Annotated in this window: 19 protein-coding genes; 8 read left to right on the forward strand and 11 right to left on the reverse strand. The window is 67.9% G+C overall.

Annotation, left to right across the window (positions count from 1 at the left end; all coding sequences use genetic code 11):
- Positions 1-44: 44 nt before the first annotated feature.
- From egtB to RCF34_RS03585, 3 genes are all read left to right on the forward strand, one after another.
- Positions 45-1328, forward strand: a complete 1284-nt coding sequence (egtB, locus tag RCF34_RS03575; RefSeq protein WP_308706933.1) for an ergothioneine biosynthesis protein EgtB — start codon at positions 45-47, stop codon at positions 1326-1328.
- A 3-nt stretch (positions 1329-1331) separates the two neighbouring features.
- Positions 1332-2294 carry an L-histidine N(alpha)-methyltransferase gene (egtD, locus tag RCF34_RS03580; RefSeq protein WP_308706934.1) on the forward strand — a complete coding sequence of 321 codons (963 nt, stop codon included), beginning with the start codon at positions 1332-1334 and terminating at the stop codon, positions 2292-2294.
- 114 nt (positions 2295-2408) lie between these two features.
- Positions 2409-4241 (forward strand): GGDEF and EAL domain-containing protein, encoded by a 1833-nt coding sequence (locus RCF34_RS03585; protein ID WP_308706935.1) that lies wholly within the window; start codon positions 2409-2411, stop codon positions 4239-4241.
- A gap of 55 nt (positions 4242-4296) precedes the next feature.
- Here RCF34_RS03585 and RCF34_RS03590 read toward each other — a convergent pair whose 3' ends face one another.
- Complete coding sequence (locus tag RCF34_RS03590; RefSeq protein WP_308706936.1) at positions 4297-5616, reverse strand: DEAD/DEAH box helicase; 1320 nt, start codon at positions 5614-5616, stop codon at positions 4297-4299.
- 50 nt (positions 5617-5666) lie between these two features.
- Positions 5667-6581, reverse strand: a complete 915-nt coding sequence (gene prmB / locus RCF34_RS03595; protein WP_308706937.1) for a 50S ribosomal protein L3 N(5)-glutamine methyltransferase — start codon at positions 6579-6581, stop codon at positions 5667-5669.
- 111 nt (positions 6582-6692) lie between these two features.
- On the opposite strand from prmB, the gene RCF34_RS03600 reads away from it, so the two are divergent.
- Together RCF34_RS03600 and RCF34_RS03605 are read left to right on the forward strand one after the other, a co-directional pair.
- Positions 6693-8459 carry a thiamine pyrophosphate-requiring protein gene (locus tag RCF34_RS03600; protein WP_308706938.1) on the forward strand — a complete coding sequence of 589 codons (1767 nt, stop codon included), beginning with the start codon at positions 6693-6695 and terminating at the stop codon, positions 8457-8459.
- Positions 8460-8538: 79 nt separating this feature from the next.
- Entirely contained in the window at positions 8539-8862 is a 324-nt protein-coding gene (locus RCF34_RS03605) for a hypothetical protein (RefSeq protein ID WP_308706939.1), read from the forward strand.
- Here the strand turns inward: RCF34_RS03605 and RCF34_RS03610 are convergent, their stop codons facing one another.
- The 3 genes from RCF34_RS03610 to RCF34_RS03620 are packed head-to-tail and all read right to left on the reverse strand — an operon-like array spanning position 8863 to position 11572.
- Positions 8863-9732, reverse strand: a complete 870-nt coding sequence (locus tag RCF34_RS03610) for a rhomboid family intramembrane serine protease (protein WP_308706940.1) — start codon at positions 9730-9732, stop codon at positions 8863-8865.
- Positions 9729-10688, reverse strand: coding sequence for a metallophosphoesterase (locus tag RCF34_RS03615; RefSeq protein WP_308706941.1), 960 nt, complete (start codon positions 10686-10688; stop codon positions 9729-9731). The genes RCF34_RS03610 and RCF34_RS03615 overlap by 4 nt, the downstream gene beginning before the upstream one ends.
- Entirely contained in the window at positions 10688-11572 is an 885-nt protein-coding gene (locus RCF34_RS03620) for an NAD(+) kinase (protein ID WP_007158929.1), read from the reverse strand. Before RCF34_RS03620 ends, RCF34_RS03615 begins: the two co-directional genes overlap by 1 nt.
- A gap of 40 nt (positions 11573-11612) precedes the next feature.
- Here RCF34_RS03620 and RCF34_RS03625 point away from each other — a divergent pair, with 40 nt between their 5' ends.
- Positions 11613-12593 carry a DUF1853 family protein gene (locus tag RCF34_RS03625; RefSeq protein WP_308706942.1) on the forward strand — a complete coding sequence of 327 codons (981 nt, stop codon included), beginning with the start codon at positions 11613-11615 and terminating at the stop codon, positions 12591-12593.
- Here RCF34_RS03625 and RCF34_RS03630 read toward each other — a convergent pair.
- From RCF34_RS03630 to RCF34_RS03640, 3 genes are all read right to left on the reverse strand, one after another.
- A complete protein-coding gene (locus tag RCF34_RS03630) occupies positions 12566-13489 on the reverse strand; it encodes a pyridoxal-phosphate dependent enzyme (RefSeq protein ID WP_308706943.1) in 924 nt (307 codons plus the stop codon). The genes RCF34_RS03625 and RCF34_RS03630 overlap by 28 nt on opposite strands.
- Positions 13490-13500: 11 nt before the next feature.
- Positions 13501-14814: a chromosome partitioning protein ParA gene (locus RCF34_RS03635; protein ID WP_308706944.1), complete on the reverse strand. Its 1314-nt coding sequence runs from the start codon at positions 14812-14814 to the stop codon at positions 13501-13503.
- 285 nt (positions 14815-15099) lie between these two features.
- Positions 15100-17154 carry an NADPH-dependent 2,4-dienoyl-CoA reductase gene (locus tag RCF34_RS03640; RefSeq protein WP_308706945.1) on the reverse strand — a complete coding sequence of 685 codons (2055 nt, stop codon included), beginning with the start codon at positions 17152-17154 and terminating at the stop codon, positions 15100-15102.
- Between the two features lie 196 nt (positions 17155-17350).
- Between RCF34_RS03640 and RCF34_RS03645 the strand changes: the two genes are divergently transcribed.
- A complete protein-coding gene (locus RCF34_RS03645; protein ID WP_308706946.1) occupies positions 17351-18373 on the forward strand; it encodes a carbon-nitrogen hydrolase family protein in 1023 nt (340 codons plus the stop codon).
- Entirely contained in the window at positions 18370-19407 is a 1038-nt protein-coding gene (locus RCF34_RS03650; RefSeq protein ID WP_308706947.1) for an AraC family transcriptional regulator, read from the forward strand. Before RCF34_RS03645 ends, RCF34_RS03650 begins: the two co-directional genes overlap by 4 nt.
- A 33-nt stretch (positions 19408-19440) precedes the next feature.
- Here the strand turns inward: RCF34_RS03650 and RCF34_RS03655 are convergent, their stop codons facing one another.
- Genes RCF34_RS03655 through RCF34_RS03665 form a run of 3 tightly spaced genes read right to left on the reverse strand, consistent with a single transcriptional unit; the run spans position 19441 to position 22281 of the window.
- Positions 19441-20232, reverse strand: a complete 792-nt coding sequence (locus RCF34_RS03655) for an ABC transporter ATP-binding protein (RefSeq protein WP_308706948.1) — start codon at positions 20230-20232, stop codon at positions 19441-19443.
- Entirely contained in the window at positions 20226-21218 is a 993-nt protein-coding gene (locus tag RCF34_RS03660) for an ABC transporter permease subunit (protein WP_308706949.1), read from the reverse strand. The genes RCF34_RS03655 and RCF34_RS03660 overlap by 7 nt, the downstream gene beginning before the upstream one ends.
- Positions 21199-22281, reverse strand: a complete 1083-nt coding sequence (locus tag RCF34_RS03665; RefSeq protein ID WP_308706950.1) for an ABC transporter substrate-binding protein — start codon at positions 22279-22281, stop codon at positions 21199-21201. Before RCF34_RS03665 ends, RCF34_RS03660 begins: the two co-directional genes overlap by 20 nt.
- Positions 22282-22705 lie beyond the last annotated feature (424 nt).

The raw sequence follows: 22705 nt of genomic DNA on the forward strand, positions 1-22705 counted from the left end.
GGTCGGTGTTCCTGACAACCAAATGGCCGACCAGGGAGAACGCCATGAATCCTCTCGCCCGCGAGCTGCCCGCAGCGAGTGACACCGCCACCACCCTGCTCGACCGCTTCCAGCGCGTGCGCCGGGCCAGCGAGGCGCTCTGCGCCCCACTCACCGTCGAGGACTACGTCATCCAGAGCATGGCCGACGTCAGTCCGCCGAAATGGCACCTGGCCCACGTCACCTGGTTCTTCGAGGCCTTCATCCTCAAGCCCTTCCTCAAGGGTTACCAGACGCCCAATCCAGCCTACGACTACCTGTTCAATTCCTATTACGAGACCCACGGCAAGCCCTTTCCCCGGGCGGCCCGCGGGCACCTGTCGCGGCCGGGCGTGGACGACGTCTATCGCTTTCGCGCGGCGGTGGACGCCGCCATGGCCGAGCTGCTGAGTTCTCCGCCCGCCGAACATGCCGCCGAGATCGCCCGGCGCCTGGAGCTGGGCCTGCACCACGAGCAGCAACACCAGGAATTGCTGCTCATGGACATCAAGCACATCCTGGCGCAGAACCCGCTGCATCCGGTCTATCGCGCCGACTTGGCCAAGGGCCCCGCGGCCGGGGTCGCGCCCCTGGGTTGGGAAGCGCATCCGGGCGGCGTCCGGCATGTCGGCCATGGCGGCGAAGGCTTCGCCTTCGATTGCGAGACGCCGGTCCATCGGCAATTCGTCGACGACTTCCAGCTGGCCGATCGCCTGGTCACCAATGGCGAATACCTGGCCTTCATCGAGGACAACGGCTATGGCCGCAGCGATCTCTGGCTGTCCGACGGCGCCGCGGCCATCCGCACCCTCGGCTGGCAGGCACCGCTGTATTGGGAGAAGCTCGATGGCGTCTGGCACCACTTCACCCTTGGAGGCCTGACTCCGGTGGATCCGACCGCGCCGGTCTGCCACCTGAGCTTCTACGAAGCCGATGCCTACGCCAGCTGGGCCGGGGCCCGACTGCCCACCGAGGCGGAATGGGAAACCGTGGCGGCGCGCCAGCCGATCCAGGGCAATTTCGTCGACCAGGATCACCTGCAGCCGGTCGCCAACACGGGCCAGGGCATGCGCCAGCTGTTCGGCGATGTCTGGGAGTGGACCGGCAGCGCCTTCCGCCCCTATCCCGGTTTCAAGCCACTGCCGGGCAGTCTGGGCGAATACAACGGCAAGTTCATGTCTGGGCAGATGGTCCTGCGCGGTGGCTGCTGCGCCACGCCCCGGGACAATGTGCGCGCCACCTATCGCAACTTCTTCTATCCCACCATGCGCTGGCAGTTCTCCGGCCTGCGCCTGGCCAGAGAGGTCTGACCCATGGCCCTAGCCGTGCGCTTCTTCGATCAGCAACCGGTGACCGTCGCCGACAGCTCGCTGCGGGACGACGTGCTTCAGGGCTTCGCCCGGACCCCCAAGGCGCTGTCGCCCAAGTATTTCTACGATCAGCGCGGCTCCGAGCTGTTCGAGGCCATCACCCGGCAGCCCGAGTACTACCCGACCCGTACCGAAGAGGGCATCCTGGCCACCGCGGCCGGTGAGATCGCCCGCCTGGCCGGGCGCGACGCCGCCCTGGTCGAACTGGGCAGCGGGGCCAGTCGCAAGGTGCGCCTGCTGCTGGAAGCCATGCACCCGGCCGGCTACCTGGGCATCGACATTTCCCGCGAATTCCTGCTCAGCAGCACCCAGCGCCTGGCGGCCGACTATCCCTGGCTGGACGTCAGCGCCGCCTGCGCCGACTTCAGCCGGCCCATGACCCTGCCCGACAGTCTCGACGGCCTGCGGCCCATCGCCTTCTTTCCCGGTTCGAGCATTGGCAATTTCACCCCCGCAGAAGCGGGGGTTTTCCTGCGCAATCTGCACCGGATGCTGCCGGCGACCGGGGGCCTGCTGATCGGGGTGGATCTGATCAAGGATCGGGCGCGGCTGGATGCGGCCTACAACGACGCCGCCGGGGTGACCGCCGCCTTCAATCTCAACCTGCTCGAACGCATCCGTCGTGAGTTGGACACCGATCTGGATCCGCAGCGCTTCCGACACCTGGCCTTCTTCAACGAGGAGCAGGCGCGTATCGAGATGCACCTGGTCAGCACCCGCGACCAGACCGTACGTCTCGAAGGCCGCCGGTTCTCCTTCCGCGAAGGCGAACGGCTGCAGACCGAGAATTCCTACAAGTACAGCCTGGAGAGCTTTCGTGCGCTGGCCGAAGATGCTGGCTTCAAACAGGTGCGGGTGTGGACCGACCCTCAGGCGTTGTTCGCGGTTTTCTATTTCGCGGCTTGAGCCGTTCGACGGATAAAAGACGACCGGCAGAGTGTGAGGCGGATGGTGAGGGAACTCTCGACCCGATCACGCTCTAAGTAGCAATCTGCTACTACAGCGCACCGAGACGTTGCCATGGAGCCTGCTCCACTCACTGCGGCCAATGAACGCCAGCGTCTTGCACTGCTGCGCGATCTCGCCTTGATCGACCGTCCTTCCGACCGCGCCTTCCAGGATCTCACCGATCTCTGCGCGCGGTTGTTCGATGTCCCCTACGCCATGATCTGCTTTCTCGACGGCCAGCAGGTTCATTGTCGAGCCACCGTGGGCTGTGCGCCCCTGACCGTGCCGCGCACCCAGTCGTTCTGCCAGCACCTGCAGGAAACCAGCCTGCCGCTGCAGGTGGAAGACGCCCGCAACGACGCCCGCTTCGCCGACCTCAGGGTGGTCAGGGAAGCGCCGAATATCCGTTATTACCTGGGCGCGCCACTGCGCACGTCTGAAGGCCTGATGCTCGGCAGCCTGTGCCTGTTCGATTCCACTCCGCGGGCCGCCCTGCCGCAGGATCGCTTGGTGGCGCTGCAGCAGCTGGCCGCCCTCGCCAGCCAGCACATCGAACTGCTGCGCACCGAAGCCTTCTGGGATCCGGTCACCCAGTTGCCCAATGGCCAGCGCTTCATCGAAGACGCCGAAGCCCTGACCCGCGCGGGCACTCCCGTGGTGGCGGTGGCGGCCGATCTGTTCGCCCAGAGCTATCTCAACGATTTCATCAAGGCCATGGGTCAGGCGCACTTCGATGGCCTGCAGCGCGCCATCAAGCAGCACCTGCGTCGCCTGCTGCCGGCCGAACAACCGCTGTACCGCCTGGGGCCGGCCCGCTTCGGCTTTTTGCTGCACGACGCCGCCGAGGCCGCGCAACAGGCGCTGCTCGAACGGCTGCAGGAGGAACTGACCGGGGTGCTCGACTACAACGGCATTCCCATCCAGACCCGCCTGGGCCTGGGGGTGATGTCCCTGACCGACGATCATCCCGCCGACTGGCTGCGTGCGCTGATCGCCACCGCCGACGATGCCCGCGCCGAGATGCGCGGCTGCCGGCATTTCGATCCGCAGCACGACGCCGCCTACCGTCGCGCCTTCGCCCTGCTCAGCGCCCTGCCCCAGGCGCTGCGCGCCGAGGATCAGCTGAGCCTGGTCTACCAGCCGCGCATCGACCTGGCCACCGGTCGCTGCCACAGCGTCGAGGCGCTGTTGCGCTGGCAGCATCCGCACCTGGGCCCGGTCAGTCCGGCGGAGTTCATTCCGCTGGCGGAAAAGACCGCGCTGATCACCGCCCTGAGTCGCTGGGTGATGCAGCAGGCCATCGGCCAGGCCTATGCCTGGCAACGGGAAGGCCGGAGTCTGGGCGTGGCGATCAACATCTCCGCCCATGACCTGAACGATCCGGACTTCACCGAGCACACCATTGACCTGCTGCAGCGCCATCCGGTCAATCCCCGGCGCCTGGAGCTGGAGGTCACGGAGAATGCCCTGCTGGGTGACGTGGCCCTGATCCATCGCCAGCTGGCCGCCCTGCGCGAGCTGGGCATCGGCATCGCCATCGACGACTTCGGTACCGGCTACAACAACCTCTCGCACCTGCGCGAATTGCCGGCCGACACCATCAAGATCGACCGCAGCTTCGTCCGCGACCTGACCCATCGTACCAAGGATCGGCTGATCGTCAGCTCGCTGATCGAACTGTCCCATCAACTCGGCTTTCGCATCACCGCCGAGGGCATCGAGACCGCCGAGGCCCTGGCCAGCCTGCTGGCCATGGGCTGCGACGAAGGCCAGGGCTTCTGGATCGGCAAACCCATGCCCGAACCGGAGCTGCAGGCCTGGCTGCTGATCCAGCAACCGGATCTGCAACGCTCGACTCGCCGCGCCCCGGTCTTCCAGCTGTTCGACAACGCCGCCAAGCACTGAGCCTGCCCTGCCCCGCGGTCTCGCCGCGGGTTGGCGCCTCAGGCCCGGCGCGGGATCACTCCTGGGTGCGCTTGCGCGGCGGCGCGAAGCCGTCGGCCGAGGTCGGCACCAGGGCACCGGGGCGGCGTTCGGTCTTGGGTTTTGCCTTGGTCTTGGCCTTGCCGTCCTTCTTGCCCTCGGTCTTTTTCTTCTTGACGCCGGCGGCCTTGCCCGAGGCCTTGAGCTTCTTCGGACCGCTGTAGCTGGCCTTGAGACCCGGCAGGTGACGGCGCTCGAATCTCAGCTTGAGATAGCGCTCGATGCTGGACATCAGGTTCCAGTCGCCATGGGTGACGAAGGAAATCGCCAGACCGGCCTCGCCGGCGCGGCCGGTGCGGCCGATGCGGTGGACGTATTCGTCGCCACTGCGCGGCAGGTCGTAGTTGATCACCAGGTCCAGGCCGTCGACGTCCAGCCCGCGGGCGGCCACGTCGGTGGCGATCAGCACCTTGACCGCGCCGCTCTGCAGCCGCTCCACGGCGAGCTTGCGATCCTTGGTGTCCTTGTCGCCGTGCAGCACGAAGACCTTGAGGCCTTCGGCCACCAGGCGGCCGGTCAGGCGGTCGGCCTGCACCTTGGTGTTGGTGAAGACGATGGCCTTGCGATAGGTCTCGTTAGCCAGCAGCCACTGCAGCAGGCGCTCCTTGTGCGGCGGCTCGTCGGCCAGGATCACCTGCTGCACCACGGCTTCGTTGAGTTCGCCGGTGCGGTCCAGCATGAGATTCTGCGGCTCGCGCAGGACCTGCTCGACCACCTGACGCAGGCTGTTGCCACCGCTGGTCGCGGAGAACAGCAGGGTCTGGCGACCTTCCCGCTCGCAGCTCGCGGCGATCTGCAGCACGTCCTCGGAGAAGCCCATGTCCAGCATGCGGTCGGCTTCGTCGAGCACCAGCATCTCGATGTCTTTCAGATTGACGTTGCCGGCGTTGCGCTGCTCCAGCAGGCGCCCGGGGGTGGCCACCAGGATTTCCGGGTTCTTGCGCAGGCCGGCGGCCTGGACACGGAAGTCCTCGCCGCCGATCACCAGGCCGGCCTTGAGGAAGGTGAACTGGCCGAAGCGTTCGATTTCCTTGGCGGTCTGCTGGGCCAGCTCGCGGGTCGGCAGCAGGATCAGGGCGCGGGCACCGGAGCGGGGCTTGGGATCCTTGAGCAGGCGATCCAGCAGCGGCAGCAGGAAGGCGGCGGTCTTGCCACTGCCGGTGCGGGCGGTGACGCGCAGGTCGTGACCTTCCAGGGCCGGGCCCACGGCAGCGGCCTGGACCGGGGTGGGCGTCTTGAAGCCCAGGGTATCGAGGGCCTTGAGCAGGCGCTCGTGCAGAGCGAGTTCGGTAAACACGGGTAGACCTCGGTAAAGAAAGGGCGGCCGCCGCGGGCGACCGCAGGTGATCAGGGGACCAGACGGCTGCGGAACAGCGCCTGGTGCTCGCGGCACTGGGCGGCGGCCAGCAGGAAGACGCCATGGCCGCCGCGCTCGAATTCGAGCCAGGTGAAATCGACTTCCGGATAGAGCGCCTCGACGTGGACCTGGCTGTTGCCCACCTCCACAATCAGGACGCCCTGTTCGGTGAGGTGATCTGCGGCCTCGGCCAGCATCCGCCGCACCAGATCCAGGCCGTCTACGCCACAGGCCAGGCCCAAGGCCGGTTCGTGCTGGTATTCGGCCGGCATGTCGGCGAAATCCTCGGCATCCACATAGGGCGGATTGCTGACGATCAGATCGAAACGCTGCCCCGGCAGTCCGGCGAAGCCGTCGCCCTGGACGGTATAGACGCGATCCTCCAGATCGTGGCGCTCGATGTTCTGCCAGGCCACTTCGAGGGCGTCGTAGGACAGATCGCCCAGGGCCACCTCGGCCTCGGGGAAGGCATAGGCGCAGGCGATGCCGATGCAGCCCGAGCCGGTGCAAAGATCGAGGATGCGCGTCGGTGCGGCCGGCAGCCAGGGGGCGAACTGCGTTTCGATCAGCTCGCCGATGGGTGAACGTGGCACCAGCACCCGCTCGTCGACGGTGAACGGCAGGCCGCAGAACCAGGCTTCGCCGAGCAGATAGGCGGTCGGCACACGCTCCTGGATGCGCTTGTGCAGCAGCACCCCGAGTTCGTAGCGCTCGTCGTCTTCCAGGGCGCAGTCCAGGTAGCGATCGGCGGTGTCCCAGGGCAGGTGCACGGCGCCCAGCACCAGGGCGCGGGCCTCGTCCCAGGCGTTGTCGTGGCCATGGCCGAAGAACAGCTCTTCGGCATGGAAGCGGCTGACGGCCCAGCGGATGTGGTCGCGCAAGGTGCGCAGGCGGGATTCGCTCATGAAAGGCTCCGGATAATCAGCCGCGCATTCTAACCCGCGCCCGGTCCGACTGCAGGAACTTAACGGCAGATCCCTTCTTCCTAACCCTAAAGGTCCAACGAGGAGAACGTCATGAGCAAGACCGTAGCCGACCATCTCTGGGAGCGCCTCGGCCAATGGCACGTCGAGCGCATCTTCGGTTATCCCGGCGATGGCATCAACGGCGTCATGGGCGCCCTGGGGCGGGTGGCCGACCAGTTCGACTACGTGCGGGTGCGTCATGAGGAGATGGCCGCCTTCATGGCCTGCGCCCATGCCAAGTTCACCGGCGAGGTGGGCGTCTGCCTGGCCACCTCCGGGCCTGGGGCCATCCACCTGCTCAACGGCCTGTACGACGCCAAGATGGACCATATGCCGGTGGTCGCCCTGGTCGGCCAGCAGGCCGCCTCGTCGCTCGGCAGCGATTACCAGCAGGAGGTCGACCTGCACACCCTGTTCAAGGACGTTTCCGCCTATGTGGAGACGGTGGTGCATCCGGCGCAGCTGCGCCATGTCATCGACCGCGCCTTCCGCGTGGCCATCGCCGAGCGCCAGGTGGCCACCGTGATCCTTCCCAACGACATCCAGCAGCTGCCCGCGGTGGAGAGTCCGCCGCACCAGCATGCCAATGTCCTCTCCGGTGCCGGCGCCATTCCGCCGCGCCCCTATGCCCAGGAAGACGACCTGCAGGCCGCCGCCGACATCCTCAATGCCGGCAAGAAGGTCGCCCTGCTGGTGGGCGCCGGTGCCCTGCAGGCGCGTAGCGAGGTCATGGCGGTGGCGGAAAAGCTCAGCGCCGGAGTGGCCAAGGCGCTGCTGGGCAAGGGCGTGCTCTCCGATGAACTGCCGTATGTCACTGGCTCCATCGGCCTGCTCGGCACCGAGGCCAGCGATCTGCTGATGAAGGAATGCGACACCCTGCTGATCGTCGGCTCGACCTTTCCCTACACCGAATTCCTGCCCAAGGAAGGCCAGGCGCGGGCGGTGCAGGTCGACCTGCATGCGCGCAACATCAGCATGAGGTATCCCATCGAGCAGCCGTTGCTGGGCGATGCCGGCGAGACCCTGAGACGCCTGCTGCCGCTGCTGGAGAGCAAGCCCCACGCTAAATGGCGCGCACGCATCGAGAAGAGCGTGGCCGCTTCCTGGCACTCCATCGAGCAGCGCGCCCTGGCACCCGCCGATCCGATCAATCCGCAGCGGGTGTTCCATGAACTCTCCAGCCAGTTGCCGCGCGACGCCATCCTCTGCGGCGACAGCGGTTCCCACACCAACTGGTATGCCCGCGACATCCGCATGCGCGGGCAGATGCTAGGGTCACTGTCAGGCAAGCTGGCGACCATGGGCTGCGGCATTCCCTATGCCATCGCGGCCAAGTTCGCCCATCCGGATCGTCCGGTGATCGCCCTGGTCGGCGATGGCGCCATGCAGATGAACGGCAATGCCGAACTGGTCACCCTGCAGCAGTACTGGAAGAGATTCAGCAATCCGACGTTCATCGTCATGGTGCTCAACAACGGCGATCTCAACCAGGTGACCTGGGAGCAGCGCGCCCTGGCCGGCGATCCCAAGTTCGCCCCGGCCCAGGATGTGCTCGACTTTCCCTATGCCCGCTATGGCGAATTGCTGGGCTTCAAGGGCCTGCGCATCCATCGCCCGGACGAGGTGGCCGATGCCTGGCAGCAGGCCTTCGAAGCGGATCGCCCGGTGGTGCTGGAATTCGTCACCGACCCCAGCGTGCCGCCGCTGCCGCCGCACATCAGCTTCGAGCAGGCCAGGGCCTTCCTCGGCGCTATCGCCAGTGGCGATCCGAATCGCTGGGACATGCTCAAGCAGGGAGCCCGCCAGCTGCTGCGCTAGCCCGCGCGTCTCAGGCTCGCCAAGGATCGCCAAGGATCGCCGAGGCGTATAACCTCGGCGGCCTTACAGAGCCTGGGGTATGAGCATGCAGTTGCCCGAGCACGACCGTTTCGATCCGCCGCCGCTGCGCCTGCGGCGGCCCTTTCTGACCTCCCTCGCCGCCGGCCTGGGCACCTTCTCGGTGCTGACCGGCCTGGCGGCGCTGCTGACTGGCGGTGCCGCCCTGCTGCAGCTGCCGCCGCTGGGCCCCTATCTGACCCTGACCCGCGAGACTGCCCAGGGCTTCCTGGGCGGTGGTGCGCTGCTCTTGCTCATGGGGCTCTGGTTGCGCCGCCGCAGCCAGCGGCGCTGGCGCTATCGCAATGCCTTGAGCCTCGCTCCCGAGCTCAAGCGGCAGCGCTAGCTAGCGCTGCCGCCAGCGTGCCAGGCCACCGCCCAGCAGCCCGGTGAGGCATCCCAGCACCAGGCCGCCGACATGGGCGCCATTGGCGATGGAGCCGAAGCCGAGCAGATCGAACACGCCGGTCAGGCAGATCACCAGCCAGATCAGCATCATGGCCACCACGCCACGCGGCATGCGATAGGCCGGATTGGGCGCCAGCCACTGGAACAGCCAGCAATGGCCGAGCAGGCCATAGAGCACTCCGGACAGGCCGCCGAACAGCGCCGGCCCGGTCCAGGCGTACTGCACCAGATTGGAGCCGGCGGCGAACACCAGCGTCAAGAGCAGCAGCATCAGGCCGCCCTGGCGGAATTCGATGCGGCGACCCAGCTCCCAGTACCAGAGGGCGTTCATCGCCAGGTGCAGCAGGCCGAAGTGCAGGAAGATCGGGGTGACCAGTCGCCACCATTCGCCGCGGGCGAGGCTGGCGTCGAGATCGAGAAAGGCGATGTGCTCGGCATCGATCAGGCGGAATTCCTGCAGCGTCAGGTAGTGGATCAGCGCCAGGTTGTCGCCCAGTTCGGTGGCCAGGCCCAGCAGCAGGGTGATGACGAGAAAGACGGCGCTGACCGGACTGGCCTTGAGTTGCGCCAGCAGGCCGAAGCCGCGGGGGCCTCGGGTGGCCTGGACCTCCCCACGCGGATCGCCGTCGGGATAGCGCTCATAGAGCGTGCGGGTCTCCTCGACCCGCGCCGGATCCAGCACCCAGAGCACCTGGCTGTCGCCCTCTTCCACCACCCGGTGGCGGATCTGCAGGCGCCGCAGCAGGCGGGTGAAGCCGAGCAGGTCACGGCCCAGGGGCACGCGCAGCACGGGTTGCGGCTGGTTCATCGGCCTTCCTCGCGCTGCACGTCGATCCAGACGAACTTGGCCGGGTCGATCTGGCGTTCGTCGTCGAGGCGGTAGGCCACCAGCTTGCCGTACTTGACCGCGCTGTAGTCCAGGCAGGCCAGGTTGGGTCGCAGGGGTTCGGGATGGCCGTCGCGCCAGTAGTGACCGACGAACAGCAGCGGCTCATCCTGGCCGTAGCAGAGCAGCCCGGCCTTTTCCTCGTCGCTCAGAGGTTCACAGGCGATTTCCGCCGGCAGCGCATCGGGCTGGAAGACCACGTCGCCATAGGTCTGGGGATCGCTCTCCCAGAACTTGGTGCGAAAGCGCGCCCGCACATAGCCATCGCTGCCGGTGAGGCGCAGGCCGTGGGGCAAGGGCAGCGAGACGCCATTGAGCAGGCGCGACGCCACCCGGCTGGCCAGGCTACCGCCGACGATGGACTGGCGGACGAAGTCCTCGTCGATGCAGCCATCCGGATAATGGTGGAGGAATTCGTCGATCAGGCGTTGATCCCAGCAGGCATGGACGATGCGGAAATGGCCGAAGTCCTTGCACAGCGGAAGGGTGTAGAGCCAGCCCAGGTGGTCCTGCCACTCGCCGGGATGGTCGGCGAAGGCCGCCAGGGTCTCCTGGATGAGCTGACGATGGCGCGGCGTGTGCTCGCGCACCCAGGTCTGGCCGGTGCCGGGTAGCGCCGGGGTGTGCCAGGCCAGGGCATTGAGTTCGTGATTGCCGAGGATGCAGTGGGCATGGCCGCCTTCGACCATGGCCCGCACCCGGCGCAGCGAGCCGCGGATGCGCGGCCCGCGGTCGACCAGGTCACCGAGAAAGATCGCCTGGCGCTCGGGGTGCTGCCAGACGCCGTCCACCTGTCGATAGTCGAGGCGCTCCAGCAGCAGGTCCAGGGTATGGGCGCAGCCGTGGATGTCGCCGATCAGGTCGTAGCCCAGGGGCATCAGTCGTCTCCCAGCCGACTGCCCCAGCCGAGCTTGGTCCGGCAGATCTCGTAGTAATTGTGATCCAGCGGATGGATCAGCCTGAGCTTGTGGGGCTTCTTCTGAATGGTCACGGTATCGCCGGGTGCGCAGGTGAAATGATTCTGGCCGTCACATGAGACCTGCGGATAGATCGTCATGTTCGGCGAGACCAGGATCGACAGGGTGCTGTCGCCGGACACCACGATGGGTCGGCTGGACAGGGTGTGGGGATACATGGGCACCACCACGATGGCATCCAGCTTGGGATGCATGATGGGGCCGCCCGCCGACAGCGAGTAGGCGGTGGAACCTGTGGGGGTGGCGACGATCAGGCCATCGGCGCGCTGGCTGCAGACGAACTGGCCGTCGATGTACAGCTCGAATTCGATCATCCGGGTGGACTTGCCCGGGTGCAGCACCACGTCGTTGAGGGCATCGCCCTGGCCGATCATCTCGCCGCCGCGCTCGACGAAGGCGTCCAGCAGGAAGCGCGTCTCCATCAGGTACTGACCGTCGAGCACCTCGGCGACCTTGGTCTCCAGTTCGTCGGGCCGGATGTCGGTGAGAAAGCCCAGCTTGCCGCGGTTGATGCCCAGCACCGGCACCCGTGGGCGCACCAGGGCACGGGCGGCGCCGAGCAGGCTGCCGTCGCCGCCGACCACGATCACCAAGTCGCAGATCTCGCCCATGAGCTTGCGCGACACCGTCTGCAGGCCGTGTCCGGGCAGGACCTCGGCAATGGTGTTTTCCAGGATGACGTTGCGCCCGCGTTGCAGCAGAAAGGTCTTGAGCCGGCGGATGGTGTCCAGCACCTGGGTGCTGCCGAGTCGACCGATGATGCCGATGTTACGAAAGGAGTCCATGACGCGCCGGCGGCCCCGTTGGCTGGAAAGTGCGGAAAGTATGGGCGAAAGCCCGTGGCAGCGGCAAACCGCCCTCATCCGACCACGGGTCGCCGACGGTGATCCGCAGCGGCCCGGCTTGGCCTATGCTGGCACCATGACGCCCTTCGCCGAGCTGCACGCCCTGCCCCGCCGCCTGAGCCAGCCCCAGGTGCGCGATCTCGCCTGGACCCTGGTCGCCGCGCCCTTGCTGGAAGCCGCCGACACCCGTCATCCGTTGGCCGCCAGCGACTGGGCGAGCCATCCCGAACGATTGGCCGATTGGCTGCGACAACAGGACGCGGCGCCCGCGGCACTGGCGGCCTGGCTCGCCCAGGGCAGCGACCGCCGCCTGGGGCGTCAGTACGAAAGACTCTGGCAATTCGCCCTGGAGCGCGCCCCGGGGCTGCGGCTGCGCGCGGCCAACCTGCCCCTGCGCGACGGTGACCGTACCCTGGGTGAACTGGACCTGCTGGTGGAAGACGCCGAGGGGGTCCATCACCTGGAATTGGCGGTGAAGTTCTACCTGGGCGAAGGCCCGCCGGACGCGCCCCGCTGGCTGGGTCCCGGCGGCGAAGACCAGCTGGCACGCAAACTCGCCCATCTGCGTCAGCGCCAGCTGCCGCTGTCGGCCACGCCCCTGGCCCAGGCCAGCCTGGCGGCGCTGGACATCGCCCCGCCACGGGCGGCGCTGTGGCTGGGCGGCTATCTGTTCCAGCCCCTCGACCGCCCCCTGCCCTCGCCGGCTGGCGCCCTGCCACCCCGACAACCCCAGCTGTGGTGCGAGCGCGGGCAACTGCCGGAGGGTCCTTGGGAGGTGCTGCCGAAGGGCCACTGGCTGGCACCCGCGGTGGCCGATACACCCTGCCTGCCCCTGCCGGACGGCGAGCCGATCCGGCCGCAATTGCTGGTGCGGCGCGATGCACGCGGCGACGAGGACGCCCGGCTGTTCCTGGTGCCTGCGGGTTGGCCGGTTCAGCCGGTGGCCAACGCCGCCAGCTGAGTCTCCAGTGCGCGGCGGCCCTGGAGACCACCGCTGTGAACCAGCACCAGACGACTGCCCGGTGCCAGCGCGCCGCTCTCGATTGCCTGGCGCAGGGCCAGCCAGAGCTTGCCGGTATAGAGCGGATCCAGAGCAATCCCGGTCTGCGCCTCGAAGTCCGCCATGGCCCGGGCCAGCTCGGCATCGAGGCGGCCGAAGCCGCCGCGGCTGGCATCCAGCAGGCGCCAATTTGTGGTGGTGCGCTGCGCGAGCAACCGGTCGAGAGTGGCTTCCACGCCATGCCCGGGTGGCACCGCCAGGCCACCCACCACCTGCCAGGCGGGATCGGCGGCGCGGATCACCCCGGCCAGGGTGGTGCCGGTACCGGCGGCCAGCCAGAGTTGCTGGCAATCGGGCCAGCCCAGGCCGGCGAGTCCCTGCCGCACCTCCGTGACGATGGCCGCGCAGGCCGCGGCGGCCTGCTCGTCGCAGCCGCCTTCGGGAATGGGTAGCAACTCGGGATAGCGAGCCTGCCAGGGCTGCCAGAAGTCGACCGCATGCCGGCGGCGATAGCCGCCATAGCCGAGCCAGTGCAGGCTCATGCCATTGGCCTGCAGATCCCGGACGGTAGGCGTCAGGCAGGGCTCGCCACGCAAGAGGCCGACGGTGGCGAAGCCCTTCTCCCGGCCCAGAGCGGCCAGCGCATGCAGATGATTGGAGTGGGCACCGCCGAGGCTGATGAGCCCGCGGCCCTCGCCCCGGGCCAGGCGTTCGCGCCAGGGCCGCAGCTTGTAGCCCTTGTTGCCATTGTGCCCGGCCGGGCGCTGATCCAGACGCAGCACCGCCAGGCGCAGGTCGCGCGGTGCCAGGGCGGCGAGCTGCACCTCCTGGAGCGCGGCGGGTGGGGGAAATGTCATCGGCCAGCGAGTCAGAGATTGGCGACGTCACCATCGCTGTCATCGCCGCGGTGCTCGGCGCACAGGGTCGAACGCAGCGGATCGAACTGGGCGGGATGTTCGACCCGTACCACCGGCCGCCCGCAGCGCTCGCCATCCACCTCGGCCTGGCACACCGGCTGCTGGTGGTGCTCCAGCCAGCGCTGGTACTGCTCGCGGCTGACCTTGCAGTGCTCGGCGACATAACCCAGGGGGTCCGTGCTGAAACGCGGGACGTCCTGGCGACTGAGGATCAGATGACCGGCGCCGGGCTGGAAGGTGACGAACAGGATGCCCTGACGCGCCAGGCGCTCCAGCTGGCCTTCGTTGCTGTCGCCGATCAGCTGGGCGCAGCGCTCGCGCAGCTGGCGGATGTCTTCCTGCAACTGGCCGTCCAGCTCGTCGCGGTACTTGAGTTCCACCTCGCGGATGGTCAGCTGGTTCTTCAGCTCGCCCACGGCGGCGGCCACCCGGGCCTCGCTCTCGGCTTCGGACTGGATGCGCAGCGCCTCGATCTTGTAGAGGGCGTTGCGCTCCAGGGTGCGCATCTGCTCGTTGAGTTCTTCGCGCTGCTGCCGGGCCTGCTCGTGCTGCTGCTCCAGGTGCCGGGCCAGGGCGGCGTAGCGCACCTCCAGCTCGGCCTTGGCGGCGCGCACTTCCTCGGCGTCGCGCTGCAGACGCGCCAGGTCTTCCTGGTGCTGGCGGGTCAGGGTCAACAGCCGGGTGCGCTGCCCGGCGATCAGCTTGTCCAGCGCCTCCTGGTGTTCCTGGGCGAGGATGCGGCGGACCCGTTCGAGACGGGCCTCGACGTCGATGCCATCGGCGGCGCTGGGATGGTATTCCCCGGCCAGCTCCACCTCGCCATCGCGCGGCGCGACCAGGCCCAGGCAATCGCGGATCGCTTGCCAGTCATCGTGCTCGGCCTCGCTGCGCGGATCCCAGAGATCGCCCTGGTGCCAGGAAATCGGACAATGACTGCGACTGGCCAGGCGGATCGGCCCGGCGCCCAGGTCGGGACCGACATCGCCGCGCTCGGCCAGCTCCCCCAGCGGCAGATCCCATTCCGGCAGCGGACTGCCCTGGGCATCGAAGGCCAGCAGGAAAAACACCGCGGCCTTGACCCGGCGGTGATCGTCCAGCAGCAGATAGACGAAGCGATGGCGCCGTCCGGCGCAGTCGAGCAGCGTCTGGTCGCCCTGCCAGAGCGCCTGGAAATCGGGAAACAGCAAGGCGCGATTCACACCCTGGTCGCCGAACCCCAGCACCACCGGGGTCAGTACCGCCTCTTCGTTCAACGTCTCTGCCATCTCTCGCCGCGTGCTCTGTCGATCCCACATGAATACCGAGGCCGGCGTCTCGCCGATTGGCGATCGGACCTGCGTCCGCCCGCCGACCTCCGGCGGCGACGCGCTTGACCCGCGTCTCCGCCCGACTCCCGAAGCGCCGGGCCCCCACCCGACGCATCAGGACGGCAGCTTAGCCAATCCTGCTCGGCGGAATGGAAGAGAGGCCAGACATTGGGACGAGGGTCGGTCTGGAACCGATGTTATGCGGAGTGGATCACGGAAATCATCCGTGATTGCAACGAAGAGTTACAGCTCGGCGGCAAGTCGAGTGGCCTGATCGATGGCACGCTTGGCATCGAGTTCGGCGGCGACATCCGCGCCGCCGACCCGATGCACCGCCACGCCAGCACCGAGCAACTCGTCTTCCAGCTCACGCAGGGACTCCTGGCCCGCGCAGAGCACGACGTTGTCGACGTCCAATACCTGCTCGGCCCCATCGGGCAGGCGCAGGTGCAGGCCGGCGTCGTCGACACCCAGGTATTCCACCCCACCGATCGCCTTGACGCCACGCTGCTGCAGGCGCGCGCGGTGGATCCAGCCGGTGGTCTTGCCCAGGCCCTTGCCCGGTTTGCCCGGCTTGCGCTGCAGCAGCCAGACCTCGCGCGGCACCGCCGGCGGCGCGGCCGGTGCCAGCCCGCCGCGGCTGCTGAAACTGGGGTCTATGCCCCACTCCCGGTAGAAGGCGGTGATGGGCTCCGATTCCTGATGGCCGTGGGTGAGGAAATCCGCCACATCGAAGCCGATGCCCCCGGCGCCGATCAGGGCCACCCGCCGCCCTACCGGCTTGCGCTCCAGCAGGACGTCCAGGTAGCCCAGCACCTTGGGATGGTCGACCCCCGGAATGGGTGGCACCCGCGGCGTCACCCCGGTGGCCAGGATCACTCCGGCGAAGCCTTCGGCCTGCAACTCGGCGGCGCTGACCCGGCGATTCAGGCGGACGTCCACCGCCAGTCGCTCCAGGCGCCGCTGGAAATACCTCAGAGTCTCGCCGAATTCTTCCTTGCCGGGAATGCGCTTGGCGACATTGAACTGGCCCCCGATGCGCTCGCTGGCCTCGAACAGCACTACCCGATGCCCCCGCTCCGCCAGGGTGCAGGCGGCGGCCAGTCCAGCCGGTCCGGCGCCGACCACGGCGAAGGTACGAGGCTGGGTGGCGGGCAGGATCTGCAACTCGGTCTCGTGGCAGGCGCGCGGATTGACCAGGCAGCTGGTCAGCTTGCCAGCGAAGGTGTGGTCCAGGCAGGCCTGGTTGCAGGCGATGCAGGTATTGATCTCGTCGGCGCGGCCGGCGGCGGCCTTGGCGACGAAGTCCGGGTCGGCCAGCAACGGCCGGGCCATGGACACCAGGTCGGCCTGGCCGGCGGCGAGGATGGCCTCGGCCACCTCGGGGGTATTGATGCGGTTGGTGGCGATCAGCGGCACCCGCACCCGGCCCTTGAGCTGCGCGGTGACCGCGGCGAAGGCGCCGCGCGGCACCAGGGTCGCGATGGTGGGAATGCGCGCCTCGTGCCAGCCGATGCCGGTGTTGATCAAGCTGACGCCGGCGTCTTCCAGCCAGAGTGCCAGTTGCAGGCACTCCTCGGGGGTGCTGCCGTGTTCCACCAGATCCAGCAGCGAGAGGCGGAAGATGATCAGGAAGTCCGGGCCGGTTGCCGCGCGGATGCCCGCGACGATAGCCAGCGGCATGCGGCAGCGACTGGCGAAATCGCCGCCCCAGCGATCCGTGCGGTGATTGGTCCGCGCGGCGATGAACTGGTTGATGAAGTAGCCTTCGGAACCCATCACCTCGACGCCGTCGTAACCGGCCTGCTGCGCCAGGGTGGCACAGCGGATGAAGGCGGCGATCTGCCCCTCCACTTCGGCCTCCTTCAGTTCGCGTGGGGTGAAGGGATTGATCGGTGCCTGCAGCGCCGAGGGCGCCACCAGTTGGGGGTTATAGGCATAGCGACCGGCGTGCAGGATCTGCAGGCAGATACGGCCGCCGGCGGCGTGGACCGCGTCCGTTACCGGCCGATGGTGCTCGGCCTCCTCGGGAGTGGTCAGCTTGGCCGCGCCCTTGGCCACCGCCCCCTCCTCGTTCGGCGCTATGCCCCCGGTGACGATCAGCCCCACCCCGCCCCGCGCTCGCTCGGCGAAGAAGGCGGCCATCCGCGCGAAGCCGCCGGGCCGCTCTTCCAGCCCCGTGTGCATGGACCCCATCACCACGCGATTGCGCAAGGTGATCGACCCCACGGGCAGGGGTTCGAGCAGATGCGGATAGCTATTCAAAGGGGTGGTATTACGGGGGGCGAGCTCGATCATGGCGGTCTCCGGTGGTTGGCCTTTCTGGGAAAGCCTGGCGCCACGATAGGAGCAGCGCGGGCTGGCCTCAATCACCAGAAATGACAACCTCTTTACCCAGATGTACAGCCACCCCTTGGCAGTGGCGGTCGGGTCTCCTACCCTGGGCACCTTTATCTCGCCCGGCCCAGGAGGCCGGGACCGCTCTGGAGTGCCGATGCGCAAGCTCGTGTTCCTGGTGCTGATCGCCCTGTTCGCCGTGCTGGCGGGCTGGGTGGCCCAGCGGCCAGCCTTCCATTACCTGTCGGATCTGCGCAGCAGCCTGGCGGTGGACCTGACCACCACGCCAGCCGCGGCGACCACCGGCAACCTGCTGGGGATCGAGCCCGAACTGGTCGTCCTGGACTATGGCGATCCCGAGCGATTGCGCCTCAAGCTCGATGCCTATCTGGCCAATGCACGGCACCTGGGCCTGATCGGCGCCCAGACCATCGTGGTGCTGCCCGAGCACCTGGGCACGCCCCTGGCGCTGATGGGCGAGAAGCCCGAGGTCTATGCCGCCGCGCGCAGCGAAGAAGCCATCCAGTGGCTGCTGCTGGGCAACCCATTGCGTGTGGCCCGCGCCTGGTTCCAGGCCGAGGGTGACCGGCGCCTGGCCGACAGCCTGTTGCGCATGAAGGCCTGGGACATGGCCAGCGCCTACCAGCAACTCTTCGGCGGCCTCGCCCGCCAGTACGGCGTCACCCTGGTGGCCGGCTCCATCGTCCTGCCCGGTCCGACCCTGGTCGAAGGCGAATTGCAGGTGGGCACGGGACCTTTGCGCAATGTCACCCTGGTCTTCGGCCCCGACGGCAAGGTGCTCGGCCAACCGCTGGTGCGACCGCTGACGGCCAGGGACAGCGGCGACGATCTCAGCCCGCCCCTGCTGCGGCTGGAGACGCCACTGGGCCGTCTCGGCGTCATCCAGGGTAGCGACACCGGTCGCGCCGGCGTGCTGGATGCTCCCCAGGTGGACCTGCTGGCGATCCCCGCCCTCGCCTCGGGCACCACCCCGGCATCGGCACCCTTCGACGTCCAGCGCCTGCGCGCCGCCGGCATCCGTGCCGCCCTGGAAGTGCAGCTGCGCGGCCGTCTCTGGGAATGGCAGGCCGGCGGCGGCAGCCAGGCCTTCATCCCGGATGCGGCAGCGGCCACCGATTCCGCCCAGGCCGGCAGCAAGCTGATCAATCTGCGGCTATGAGCGCGCCGGCGCTGCGCCTGGGCGACCTTTCCACCGGCTTCGTGCTGGCGCTGGCAGCGGCCGTCGACCAGCGGGGCGCCGATGCCGCCAGTCTGCTGGCGCGCTTCGGCCTGACCGCGGCGCGGCTGGCCGAGCCCGGCGGACGGTTGTCGATTCCCCACTACATGCGCCTGGGCCATGCCGCCCTGGAGCTGACGGACGATCCGGCGCTGGGCCTGGCCATGGGCCGGGCGATGCGACCGGCCTTTCTCGGCCTCGCCGGCATCACCGTGGGCCAGGCGCCGGACGTGCGCCACGCCGCCGAGACGCTGCTCAGCCTGGAGCCGCTCTATGGCCGCAACTATCGGGGCCAGTCGCGCTATGCCGCCCAGGGCCGCGACGCCTGGCTGCACTTCTATAGCATCAGCCCCTACAACGGCTACAACCGCTTCGTGGTGGACGTGGTGCTCAGCGCCTGGTTGGCACTGCTGGGCACGGTGGCCGGGCGAGCGCTACGACCGCGGCGCGTCCTCATCGAATATCCCGCGCCGGCGGACCTGGCGCCCTACGAGGCCGCCTTCGGCTGCCCGGTGGAATTCGGCGCCGCCGAGAATGCCCTGCTGCTCGATGCCGCGACCCTGGCCCTGCCCGGGCCCGAGCACTGCCCGGCCACCTGGCGCCAGCTGCTGGCGCTGAGCGAAGCCGAGCATGGTCGGCTGACCCGCACCCGTGGACTTACCGAGCGGGTGGTCGAGGTCATGGGGCCGCTGTTGCGGCATGGCGAGCCGACGCTGGAACAGATCGCCACCCGGCTGCGCCTGCCCTCCTGGACGCTCAGGCGCAAGCTGGCCGAGGAAGGCACCCAGTACCGTACCCTGCTCAACCTGACCCGCCGCGACCTGGCGCTGGCCTATATCCGCGACACCGAGGCCAGTTTCGGCGAGATCGCCTACCTGCTCGGCTTCGCCTCTCCCGCCGCCTTCCAGCGCGCCTTCAAGCGCTGGACCGAGCAGACGCCGGGCGATTGGCGGCGGCGCACCGCGCGCCTGACCTGACCTCCGCGGGCCCCGCCACGTGCGGCCCCGGCACTACCAATCGCTGCCCTGCCCAAGGAGCTCCAGGGCATGGTGGCGCAATTCCAGCAGCCGCGGATCATCGCGCCGGCGGGGATAGGGCCGGTCGACGACGATCTCGGCCAGCACCCGGGCCGGTCGTGCGGAAAACACCAGAACCCGGTCGCACAGCAGCAAGGCTTCTTCGACATCATGGGTGACCAGCAAGGCGCTATAGCGCTGGTGCTGCCAGAGACGAATCAGCTCGCTCTGCATGGCGATGCGGGTCAAGGAGTCCAGCTTGCCCAGAGGTTCGTCGAGCAGCAGCAGCCGTGGCTCGTTCACCAATGCCCGCGCCAGGGCCGCACGCTGCGCCATGCCCCCGGACAGCTGGCGCGGATAGGCGTTGCGAAACGCCAACAGACCGACCCGGCGCAGGGCCTCGTCCACCCGTTCGCGCTGGGTGGCGAGCAGGCCGCGCGCCTGCAGACCGAGGGCGACGTTGTCCCAAACGCTGCGCCAGGGATAGAGGGTGGGATCCTGGAACATCAGGACCCGGGCGTGATGCGGCCCGGGAATGGTGGCGCCATCAGCCAGCAGACTGCCACTCTGCACGAGCTCGAGGCCCGCCACCAGCCGCAGCAGGGTCGACTTTCCACAGCCCGAGGGGCCGAGCAACCCCAGACTCTCGCTGGCCGCCAATTGCAGATCTACGCGGTCCAGCACGGGCAGAGGGCCATCCGCCAACTCGAAGGCGTGGCTCAGACCGCGCACCGCCAGGGTCATCCCCTTGGTTTCCGGGACTATCGAAGTCGCTGCACTCACCATTTCATCGTCCCCTTCTGCCAGGACAGCACCCGGTCGCGGATAGCGAACAGCAGGGTGATCAACCCCGAACAGAGCAACGCCATCACCAGCAGGGCCGCATACATGTTGGCGTAGGCCGCCCAGCCCTGGGCCCATTGCAGATACCAGCCGAGACCGGCCTTGACGCCCATCATCTCGGCCACCACCAGCACCGAGAAGGAGGCCCCCAGCCCCATGAACAGCCCGACGAACACCTGCGGCAAGGCCGCCGGAATGGCGACTCTCCGGATCAGGAAGGCATTGCTCGCGCCCAGGGTCCGTGCCACCTCGTAATAGGCGCGATCGACGCTTGCGACGCCGGACCAGGTCAGTATCGTGACCGGGAACCAGGTGGCCAGGGCGATAAGAAAGACGCTCGCGCTCCAGCTGGTGGGAAAGAAGAAGAAGCAGATCGGCAGCAACGCAGTGGACGGGATGGGACCGAGTAGGCGCAGCACCGGATGCACCCAGTAGCCGATGCGCTGGGACCAGCCGATGGCGAGACCGGCCAGAAAGCCGCACAGGGCGCCGGCGATGACGCCGTTGAGCAACAGCCAGAAGGAATGCACCAGACTCAGGCCCAGCCGCGGCCAATCGTCGACGAATACCTCGACCAGCGCCTGAGGCGGCGCGAAGAAGGGGACCGGCAGCAATCGCAGTTTCGCGGTCGCCAGGGTCCAGAGCCCCAGTAGCAGGGGTAGCGCAATCAGCCAGGGACCAGCCTTGCGCACCCTGACCAAAAGCCGCTCGCTCCGTCCGGACAGCAGCGCCAGCAGGGCCAACAGCGCGGCGACCGCGGTGGCCACCACGGCCAACTCCCGGGTGAAGGGCCAGGGCCGACCGTGCTCGGGATAGAACGGCAGGAACAGCGCCAAGGCCAGCCAGGCCACGGCGGCGAGCAAGCCGCCACGCCAGGACAACGCAGTGGTCCTCACCAGTTGACTGGATTCAAGCGAAGACGTCGGCATGGATGCTCTCCGCGAATTCCAAGGGGTCGGTCCGCGACCGCAGCACCTCGATCTGCTTGAGGTCGCGGGCGTAGACGGCGATTTCCTTGACGAAGGCCTCGCCCACCGAATAGTGGGCATGGGTGTGCTCCCGCAGGATGGCCAGCAACTCTTCCCGGGAGCTGTTCACCGTGAGTGGCAGGAAGTGCTCGGCCACGGCTTCCGGATGCTGCGCAGCCCAGGCGTGGGCCTGCAGGATGGCATGGGAGATGGCCGCTGCCACCGGCTTGTCCTGGCGCGCCAGGGTGCCGCTGACCCCGATCACGCAGCAACTGAGGTTGGCGTAGTCTTCCGTCAGGTTGTTGGACAGCTCGACGATGCCAGGCCGCTGCTTGACCCGGTACATCATGGGGTCCGAGCCGCTGGCCGCCTGGATCTCGCCCTTGTCCAGCGCGGGGCCCAGCAGGTCTACCGGATAGACCCGCCAGGTGATGTCGCGGCTGGGATCGACGCCGTGGCGCTTGAGCATCAGAGCGAAGAAATTCTTGTCCGCCGCGGCCATGTCGGTCACCCCGATGGTGGCGCCCTTGAGCGCCGGCAGGTCACCGGGTCCGCCCTCCCGCGCCAGCAGTCGCAGGCAACCGCCGTGGGTGCCACCGGTGAGCTGGACGTCGAAGCCCTGTTCCAGCGCCTTGAGCCAGCGCAACGCCATGCCCACCGCCGCGTCGGCCTTGCCGGTGGCCATGGATTCCAGCAGGACCTCGGTGGAGTTGCCGAAGTTGACGAACTCCACGTCCAGGTTGTGCTGCTCGAAGATGCCCTGGGTATCGGCGACGGTCACCGGCGCCAGGCAGACGGCGTTGAGATTGACCGCCAGCCGCACCTTGCGTGGCTCCGGCAAGGCCCAGCGGGCGGTGTCCTGCAGGAAATCCACCGGACTGGCGACCGGCAGCCCCTGGACGGCATGCCCCGCGTGGACCGCGACCGCCTCGGCGGCATAGCCCAGCCGGCCGACCAGGGCAGCGGCGGTGGCGGCACCCGCCATGCCGAGCAGGCGGCGTCGATTGAAGGTGTGAATGGTCATGAAGCCTCCTGAATGTTTCCGGGCAGGCTCCACAGCGTCGGGTGGCGTGCCAATCGAGATGTAAAGGACGGATGAACCGACCTGCGACGGTCGCGGCGAGCCGCCTTCGGTCATTCCCGAAAGGGTGAATCCACGCGCGGCGTGCATCAGATCAAGGCCGTACCAGAGCGGTCGACCCGACTCCGGATCGGGCGCGAAGCGCCCGCTCGCTCACCCTGCCGCCGGACGCCGAGCCGGGTCGGGAAACCGACGTCAGATACGCTGTGGCGATCCAATGGCACGACGGTAAAGCACAGGCTGATAATTAGTAAAATTCAATTTAGAACTAATCTAATATGCAAAATTTACATTTAAAGTCGATTGAATGCAGGCCGGGTCTATTCTTGGCGTCGCCATTCGCCAGTGAGTCATCGCGCTGCCTGAC

Origin of the sequence: Pseudomonas sp. 102515 (assembly GCF_031085165.1) — a bacterium.
In the GTDB taxonomy this organism is placed as follows: Bacteria; Pseudomonadota; Gammaproteobacteria; order Pseudomonadales; family Pseudomonadaceae; genus Chryseomonas.